Origin of the sequence: Pseudomonas sp. 1D4, assembly GCF_001728925.1 — a bacterium.
GTDB classification, from domain to species: domain Bacteria; phylum Pseudomonadota; class Gammaproteobacteria; order Pseudomonadales; family Pseudomonadaceae; genus Metapseudomonas; species Metapseudomonas otitidis.
In genome coordinates this window covers 25,526-32,244 of sequence record NZ_LXJQ01000063.1, presented here as the reverse complement: position 1 = coordinate 32,244, position 6,719 = coordinate 25,526, and the positions used below count along the sequence as shown (strand labels likewise).

Sequence of the window (6,719 nt, the reverse complement as noted above, 5' to 3'; positions counted from 1 at the left end):
TTATATAAGGAAGGGCCGCCCTGCCCGACCAACATCCCTGCCCGATGCCTACGGCCGGGCGGGCAGCACTCCGGCAGTACAGCACGCCCAAGGCCGGACGGCACTGCGGCCGGATGCCGCAAATGCAGCCCCCGGAACGACGAAAGGCAGCCCGAAGGCTGCCTTTTCATTCCCTACCCGGTTCTTGCAAGCAAACCCAGGGACAAGGGTCATCGAATAATGGTGCGGACGGAGAGACTCGAACTCTCACACCTTGCGGCGCCAGAACCTAAATCTGGTGTGTCTACCAATTTCACCACGTCCGCATTCGACGCCGGAAACGAAAACGCCAGGCACTTGGCCTGGCGTATTCGCAGAATATGGGGTGGACGATGGGAATCGAACCCACGACACCAGGAGCCACAATCCTGTGCTCTACCAACTGAGCTACGCCCACCATATTTCACTTTGCTTGCGCCAAGACTGCCAAATGGCACGCCCGGCAGGACTCGAACCTGCGACCATCCGCTTAGAAGGCGGATGCTCTATCCAGCTGAGCTACGGGCGCTCGATCATCTACCGGAGCAGACTCTTCGAAGCTTTCGGCTTCAGCAGAAGCCTTGAGACTTCTACGTTTGCCGTCTTACCCAGCTAGTGGCTGTGCTCGACAAGCGGGGCGCATGTTATAGCTGCCCCCACTACCCGTCAACAAAAAAATGAAAAAAATTTAGAAAGATAAAGGGGTTACGGGAAAATGCCCGGCAGCCGCCTTTGCCCCGCAGGCACGCCATGCGAGAATACGCGCCCTTTTTCGCTCCTTCCTAATGGTTAATCACGCGTCATGACCGCACAACTGATCGACGGCAAAACGATCGCCGCCCGCCTCCGCCAGCAGATAGCCCAGCGAGTAGCTGAACGCCGCCAGCAAGGACTGCGTATTCCCGGCCTGGCCGTGATCCTGGTGGGCAGCGATCCCGCCTCGCAAGTCTATGTCGCGCACAAGCGCAAGGACTGCGAGGAAGTCGGTTTCATTTCCCAGGCCCATGACCTGCCCGCCAGCACCCGCCAGGACGAACTGCTCGCCCTGATCGACCGCCTGAACCAGGACCCGGCCATCGACGGCATCCTGGTCCAGCTACCTCTGCCCACGCACCTCGACGCCTCCCTGCTGCTGGAGCGCATCAGCCCGGACAAGGACGTGGACGGCTTCCACCCCTACAACATCGGCCGCCTCGCCCAGCGCATCCCGCTGCTGCGCCCCTGCACCCCGAAGGGCATCATGACCCTCCTGGAAAGCACCGGCGCAGACCTCTATGGCATGGACGCGGTGGTCGTCGGCGCCTCCAACATCGTCGGCCGCCCCATGGCCCTCGAACTGCTGCTCGCCGGCTGCACCGTCACCGTAACCCACCGTTTCACCAAGGACCTCGCCGGCCACGTCGGCCGTGCCGACCTGGTGGTGGTCGCCGCCGGCAAGCCCGGCCTGGTGAAAGGTGAATGGATCAAGGAAGGCGCGATCGTCATCGACGTCGGCATCAACCGCCAAGAAGACGGCAAGCTGGTCGGCGACGTCGAGTACGAGCCCGCCCTGCAGCGCGCCAGCTGGATCACCCCGGTCCCCGGCGGTGTTGGCCCCATGACACGTGCCTGCCTGCTGGAAAACACCCTGCACGCCGCCGAGCACCTGCACGACTGACGCGAGAGCAAGGCACCGAACGGCACCCCAGGGGTGCCGTTCTTCGTTTGACACGAAGAAAGCTGACGAACGTCATTCCACCTCCACTTCCCGGCCTGCTAAAACGGAACCCGTACTGCTCCACCGCACCACCGAGACCATCCACGCATGCCCGGCCGCCCCGACGCCCCGCCAGCCCCCTACCCGCCCCAGCTCAACCAGCCGGTTCACCTCACCGCCGGCGAGCTCCAGGCCTCTCTCGACGCCACCATGGCCCAGCACAAGGGCGGCCCCGTCTGGCTGTTCGCCTACGGCTCGCTCATCTGGCGCCCGGAATGCCCCGCTGTAGAACGCAGCCGCGCGCGTCCACGGCTACCACCGCGGCCTCTACCTGTGGTCGCAGATTCACCGGGGCACCCCCGATGCCCCCGGCCTCGTGCTCGGCCTCGATCGAGGCGGCTCCTGCTCCGGCTTCGCCTACCGCCTGCCTGACGAACACCTCGAACGCCACCTGTTCGCACTCTGGCAGCGGGAGATGCCCGATGCCGCCTACCAGCCGCGCTGGCTGGACTGTCGCCTGGAAGACGGCCGGCGCGTTCAGGCCCTCGGCTTCGTCCTGCGGCGCAACTTCGCCTGCTACGCCGGCGCCCTGCCGGATCACGTCCTCACCCAGGTCTTCGCCCGTGCCTGCGGCCATTACGGCACCACGCGCGACTACGTCGAGCAGACCGTCAACAGCCTGCGCGCCCACACCATGCCCGATCGCCGCCTGGAGTCCGCCCTCCTGCGCTGCAGTAAGCAATCTCACCTAGATTTCGACTGACCAATCGCTATGCACGCAAATCTATAGCGATCGACGCAGCGCTCGAATAACCTGCGCCAGCCCGCGCCATTGCTGGCAAGAACCGCTCGAGCGAATACCCGATGCGTTCCGTCGTGGCTGCCGTTATAAAAACAACCTCTTCACCACACGCACCCCACCTCCTGGCCCTGGGCGCCCTTGGCGCCGCCTTCCCCCCGCGAGCGCCTGTACCTCATCGCCTTCATCGAGCACGCCGGCCAGCGTGGGTCCTCCGACACTGCCCAGGTCCCGCCCTCTGCCCGTTCGACCTCAGGACCAGCCTCGCGGCGGCCTCTTTTTGCCACCCCGTCAACGCACCTCCACAGGCTCCGCCACAGCCCGCTTGCGCACATCCAGCACGTACTCCCGCTCGGCCAGCGACTCCCCGAGAAATGCCTTGAGCGTCGGCCCGCGCCGGAGCAAGCGCGGCCCCAGGAAGAATTCCGCCACCTCGTGGAACCAGACCCGCCTGCCGATGCGCGTATACCAGCGCATCGCGTGGCGCACCTCGGCATCCCGGTGGAACAGCACCCGCCACAGTGCCTTCGGCCGGGCCTGCATCCCCAGTTCGATCAGCTTGAACCAGAGGAACACCCGCCACGCCGGCACCTGCCGCACCGCCAGCACCTGGTGCTTGTAGTCCCAGCGGCGGCTGTCGGTCTGGATCACCTCCCGCGTCTCGGCCAGCGCGTAGAACGGCGTCCAGCGGTGCGGCGTGACGTACAGCAACTGGATCTGGTCCGGGTCGTAGCGCAGCAGGTGGCGGAACGAACGCCAGTAGTCGCCGTCCCGCTCCTCCTGGAACCCCACCACATAGGTCGCCATCGACACGATGCCGTGCTGGCGCAGCAGGCGGATCGCCTGCTGGTCCTCCTTGGGCGTCGCACCCTTGCGGATGGCCTTCAGGGTCGCCTCGTCATAGCTCTCGATCCCCAGCAGAAAGCGGATCACCCCCGCCTGGCGATACAGGTGGAGGATATCCGCATCGCGCACGATATCCCCGGCACGGGTGGACCCCACCAGCAACAACGGCACCTGCTCGGCGATCAGCGCTTCGAGAAAGGCCCGCCAGGCCTTGCGTGAGCCGGTGGGCAGCTCGTCGGCGAAGTTCACCAGCTCCACCCCCTTCTCCCGGTGCAGCCAGGCCAGCTCACGGGCCAGCCGCACCGGATCGCGATGGCGCCAGCGCGTCCAGAAGCCCCGCTGCCCGCAGTAGTTGCACAGGTGCGGGCACCCCCGGGAAAACTGCACCACCACCGCCCGCTTGCCACCCCAGTAGCTGTAGTCCGCGTGGTCGATCAGCTCCCAGCCCACCCGGTAGTCATCCAGGTTGCGCAGTATCGGCGCATCCGCCGTAGCCTGTGGCACCCCGGCTACTCGCAGGGCGATGCCCGGCACCGTATCCAGAGGCTGCTCAGCCGCCAGGGCCTGCATCAGCGACAGCGCCGTCTGCTCGCCCTCACCGCGCACGATCAGGTCGATCGCCTCCACCTCCCGGAGGATCTCGTCCCAGTGATAGGTCGGGTGCACCCCGCCATAGACGATGCGCAGCCCCGGCAGCACCGCCTTCAGCGCCCGGCAGATCGCCACCACCGTCACGTGGGCCGAACTGGAGCCGGAGTGCCCCAGCATCACCACCGCCGGCGCCAGGTCCACCACTCGCGCGACGATGGCAGGCAGCGCCAGCCCCTTGCGGTCGGCATCCAGCAGGTGCACGGCAAAGCCCGCATCCAGCAACGGGCCGCCCACGCTGAGCAGGCCGAGGGGCGGCAGATGCTCGCGGGGCATGCGGCTGCCGATGGCGGTGTGGGGCGGGTTGAGCAGCAGTACATCCATGGGAACACCCAGCGTCGGAAGAAGATGCGGGTGTTATCGCGCGCGCCTGTGAACGGCGCAGGGAGGTGGTGTGGGCATTGCGTGGCGATTGTGTGGAGGCCGGACGCGGGGCGCGTCCGGCCCGGTGGATCAGGCGAAGACGAAGTACTTGCGCACCGTCTCCACCACCTCCCAGGTGCCCTTCAGGCCGGGCTCGATGACGAACACATCACCGGCCCGCAGGTGCACCGGCGCCTCCCCTTCCGGCGTGATGATGCAGTAGCCATCGAGGAAGTGGCAGTACTCCCACTTCTCGTAGTTCACCTCGAACTTGCCGGGGGTGCAGATCCAGGTGCCCATGATCTTGCTGCCATCGGCAGAGGTGTAGGCGTTCAGGTTCACGGTGTGCGGGTCGCCGCCGATGCGCTTCCACTTGGTGGCGTCGAGCACGGGCGTCGGGCAGGTTTCACGCAGGACAGTGATGAAATCGGACATGAGCACTCCAGGCAGTGGGGAATCGAATGTCCACCCTAGGGCCCCCGCCCCCTGTAGGCTTGTCTGATACCGCCCCCCGCCTGTCCAGAAGCGCAGCCGTCAGAGGAACATGCCACCCGAGGCCTCGATCCGCTGGCCGGTGATCCAGCCCGCCTCGTCCGCCAGCAGCAAGGCGACCGCCTGGCCGATGTCGTCCGGCAGGCCGACCCGCCCCAGTGCGGTGTTGGAAGCCACGAAGGCATTCACCTCGGCGTTGTCACGCACCACCCCGCCGCCGAAGTCCGTCTCGATGGCGCCCGGCGCCAGCACATTCACACGGATGCCGCGCGGCCCCAGCTCCCGGGCCAGGTAGCGGGTCCAGACCTCCACGCCACCCTTCATCGCCGCGTAGGCGCCGTACCCCGGCAGGCAGAAGCGGGCCAGGCCGGTGGACAGGTTGAGGATGCGCCCACCGTCAGCAATCAACGGCAGCAGGTGCTGAGTGAGGAAGAACGGCCCTTTCAACTGGATGCTCAGCAACTGGTCGAACTGCGCCTCGGTGGTCTCCGCGCAGGGGGCGTGGATGCCAATGCCGGCGTTGTTCACCAGGGCATACAGGCGCGCCCCGTCAAAGCGCTGCTCCAGGCATTCGGCCACCTGGCGGGCGAACGCGGGGAAGCCGGACACAGCCCCCACATCCAACTGCAGCATCTCGGCCCGCCCACCCAGGCGCGCCACTTCATCGGCAACGGCCTGGGCCTCGTCCTGGCGCGAATGGTAGGTACCGATCAGGTCGAAGCCCCGTGTGGCGAGTTGCAGAGCCGCGTTGCGGCCCAGGCCGCGGCTGGCGCCAGTGATGAGCACGATCTTGCGAGTCATGGTGAAGTCCTCCGGTGGGTGGAAAGGACTCCAGGCTATTGTTCGCGATTGATCCGATAAATACCGCAAAACCGCACATACTGATCGCCATCCACGAACAGAGAACACCGCCATGGACACCCTCGACCTGCTGCGCACTTTCATGCGCGTCACCGAACTGTCGAGCTTCACCCAGGCCAGCGCCAGCCTCGGCCTGCCCCGCTCCAGCGTCTCCGAACAGGTGCAGGCGCTGGAACAGCGGCTGGGCGTGCGCCTGCTGCAGCGCACCACGCGCCAGGTCCGCGCCACCCAGGACGGCCTCGCACTCTACGAACGCAGCCAGTCCTTGCTGGCCCAGGTAGACGATCTCGAAGGCATGTTCCGTGAAGGCGCCGCCGCCCTGGCCGGCCGTCTGCGGGTGGACCTGCCCAACCGCATCGCTCGTCAGTGGGTGATGCCACGCCTGGCCGAGTTCCTCCACGCCCACCCGGCCCTCGAAATGGAGCTGAGCTGCACCGACCGCCGCGTCGACCTGGTGCGGGAAGGCTTCGACTGCGTCCTGCGGGTGGGCGAACTGATGGACCCGAGCCTGATCGCCCGCACCCTTGGCCAACTACCCCTGGTCAACTGCGCCAGCCCCGCCTACCTCGCCCGCCACGGCACGCCGCAGACAGCGGAAGACCTGGCCCGGCACCACCTGGTGCACTACCAGCCGGTGCTCGGCGCGCGACCGGCCGGCTTCGATTATCAGCAGGAAGGGTGCCTGGTGCGCCTGCCCATGGGCGGCTGCCTCACGGTGAACAGCACCGATGCCTACGAAGGCGCCTGCCTGGGCGGCCTCGGCATCATCCAGGCCCCGCGCCTGGGCCTGACCGAGCTGCTGGCCAGCGGCGAACTGGTGGAAGTGCTGCCACAACTGAGCGCCCCTCCGCTGCCGCTGAACCTGCTCTATGCCCACCGTCTGCAACCCCGGCGGGTACGTGCCTTCATGGACTGGCTCGACGGCCTGCTGGCACCCCATCTCGACGGCCGCGCACACCGTTCACCGGTTTAGGTTGTCGATTCTAGAGCACCTCC

Annotated in this window: 5 protein-coding genes, 3 tRNA genes and 1 pseudogene; 3 read left to right on the top strand and 6 right to left on the bottom strand. The window is 66.5% G+C overall.

The window, feature by feature from the left end:
* Positions 1-220: 220 nt before the first annotated feature.
* The 3 genes from A7D27_RS23870 to A7D27_RS23860 all read right to left on the bottom strand — a co-directional run bounded on the left by A7D27_RS23870 (position 221) and on the right by A7D27_RS23860 (position 547).
* Positions 221-305: transfer RNA gene (locus A7D27_RS23870), tRNA-Leu, on the bottom strand.
* A 55-nt stretch (positions 306-360) separates the two neighbouring features.
* Positions 361-436 (bottom strand) — tRNA-His (locus A7D27_RS23865).
* A 34-nt stretch (positions 437-470) separates the two neighbouring features.
* Positions 471-547 (bottom strand) — tRNA-Arg (locus tag A7D27_RS23860).
* Positions 548-820: 273 nt separating this feature from the next.
* On the opposite strand from A7D27_RS23860, the gene folD reads away from it, so the two are divergent.
* Complete coding sequence (gene folD / locus A7D27_RS23855) at positions 821-1,675, top strand: bifunctional methylenetetrahydrofolate dehydrogenase/methenyltetrahydrofolate cyclohydrolase FolD (protein WP_069566302.1); 855 nt, start codon at positions 821-823, stop codon at positions 1,673-1,675.
* 147 nt (positions 1,676-1,822) lie between these two features.
* Positions 1,823-2,477, top strand: a pseudogene (locus A7D27_RS23850) (gamma-glutamylcyclotransferase).
* Positions 2,478-2,804: 327 nt separating this feature from the next.
* Here the strand turns inward: A7D27_RS23850 and bchE are convergent.
* The 3 genes from bchE to A7D27_RS23835 form a co-directional block, all read right to left on the bottom strand.
* A complete protein-coding gene (gene bchE, locus A7D27_RS23845; protein WP_069566301.1) occupies positions 2,805-4,331 on the bottom strand; it encodes a magnesium-protoporphyrin IX monomethyl ester anaerobic oxidative cyclase in 1,527 nt (508 codons plus the stop codon).
* A 129-nt stretch (positions 4,332-4,460) separates the two neighbouring features.
* On the bottom strand, positions 4,461-4,805 hold the full coding sequence (locus A7D27_RS23840; RefSeq protein ID WP_044408357.1) for a cupin domain-containing protein: 345 nt from the start codon (positions 4,803-4,805) through the stop codon (positions 4,461-4,463).
* 99 nt (positions 4,806-4,904) lie between these two features.
* Entirely contained in the window at positions 4,905-5,663 is a 759-nt protein-coding gene (locus tag A7D27_RS23835; RefSeq protein WP_069561805.1) for an SDR family NAD(P)-dependent oxidoreductase, read from the bottom strand.
* 112 nt (positions 5,664-5,775) lie between these two features.
* Between A7D27_RS23835 and A7D27_RS23830 the strand changes: the two genes are divergently transcribed.
* Positions 5,776-6,696: a LysR family transcriptional regulator gene (locus tag A7D27_RS23830; RefSeq protein ID WP_069561804.1), complete on the top strand. Its 921-nt coding sequence runs from the start codon at positions 5,776-5,778 to the stop codon at positions 6,694-6,696.
* Positions 6,697-6,719: the final 23 nt, after the last annotated feature.